The organism is Campylobacter sp. TTU-622 (genome assembly GCF_016598965.1).
Classification (GTDB): Bacteria; Campylobacterota; Campylobacteria; order Campylobacterales; family Campylobacteraceae; genus Campylobacter_D.
In genome coordinates this window covers 1-1,488 of sequence record NZ_JAENKR010000153.1, presented here as the reverse complement: position 1 = coordinate 1,488, position 1,488 = coordinate 1, and the positions used below count along the sequence as shown (strand labels likewise).

Genomic DNA, 1,488 nt, shown 5'->3' with positions numbered 1-1,488 from the left:
TTGTTACAAAATTAAAAATTTTTAAAACCCATAAAAGATAAATATAATCCATAAAAAATGATGGCAATATAAGCAATATAATTAAAAATATTTCTAAAAAAATCACTTAAAAATTTAGCTATTAAAGAAAAAAGAAATAAAGCTGGTAAAGTAGAAAGTCCAAAAATAAACATGATCAAAGCACTTTCTAGAATATTTTGTCTACTCATAGCTGAAGCTATAAAAAAATAAACTAGACCACAAGGTATAAAGCCGTTAAAAAAACCTAGAAATATAGCTGATTTTATGCCTTTGTAAGTTTTAGCTCGTTGAAATATCTTTATTATAAATTTTTCATATAAAATATGATTCTCAATTAAAAATAAAATTTTACCTCTAAATATCAAAGCAAAACCTAAAAAAATCATTAATAAACCTATAATAAAAAAAAATAAGCTTTGAATTGTTGTATTAATAATAAAAAAATTTCCAATCAAACTAAATATAACGCCTAAAAAAATATAAGTTAAAATTCTAAAAGAATGAAAAATAATTTGAAGAATAAATAAATTTTTTGCTTTTTTGTTTAAATTTAAAAAAAGCAAAATAAAGCCTCCGCACATTGAATAACAATGCCCAAAGCTTGATAAAAAAGCAATACCTATAAAGATTAAAAGATCTAAATTCACATTAAATTCATAAATTCTTTAAAAATATATTTACTCTCGTGAGGTCCTGATGAACTTTCTGGATGGTGTTGAACTGAAATAATAGGATAATCTTTATATCTAACACCCTCTACATTATCTCCAAATAAATTTCTATGCGTAATGATTGCCACTTCACAAAGTTCTTCTGGAACATTATAATTATGATTTTGAGCAGTAATTTCGATCTTTTTGCTTTCTAAATTTAATACAGGATGATTAGCTCCATGTTGACCAAATTTCATTTTATAAGTTTCATAACCAAAAGCATTGCTTAAAAGCTGATGTCCTAAACAAATTCCAAGTATTGGTATTTTAGCTTCTATGAGTTTTTTAATTTCTAATATTTCATTTTTTAAAATTTTTGGCTCACCTGGACCATTAGAAAGAAATATTCCGTGAATTTTTTTTTGCTCGTATAAAGCAATTAAATCTTTAGCTTTAGTATTATAAGGAAAAACATCAACTTCAAAACCTACTTCAACAAGCTCATTAAGAATATTTTTTTTCACTCCATAATCAATAACAGCAAGTTTTTTAGAATTTTTTTGAGGAGAATTAAATTTTTGAGCATTATGATTCCAAGCACCTTTTTTATGGGAATATACTTTTTTAGTACTTACATTTTCAACAAAATTAATCTGTTCAAACTTAGCACTTGAATTTAACTTTTCTTTTAATTCTTCTTTATTTGAAATTTCTGTTGAGATAATAGCTCTTAAGTTCCCATTATCTCTTATCATTTTTACTAAAAATCTTGTATCTATATCATAAATACCTATTTTATTATGCTTTTTAAGAT

Annotated in this window: 2 protein-coding genes; both read right to left on the bottom strand. The window is 23.9% G+C overall.

Annotation, left to right across the window (positions count from 1 at the left end; genetic code table 11):
- Nucleotides 1-11: 11 nt before the first annotated feature.
- Nucleotides 12-668 carry a sulfite exporter TauE/SafE family protein gene (locus JG677_RS08105; protein ID WP_200169861.1) on the bottom strand — a complete coding sequence of 219 codons (657 nt, stop codon included), beginning with the start codon at nt 666-668 and terminating at the stop codon, nt 12-14.
- Nucleotides 665-1,488 (bottom strand): glutamine-hydrolyzing carbamoyl-phosphate synthase small subunit (carA, locus tag JG677_RS08100; RefSeq protein ID WP_200286129.1); only part of this gene is annotated, 824 nt, incomplete at its 5' end. The genes carA and JG677_RS08105, both read right to left, overlap by 4 nt.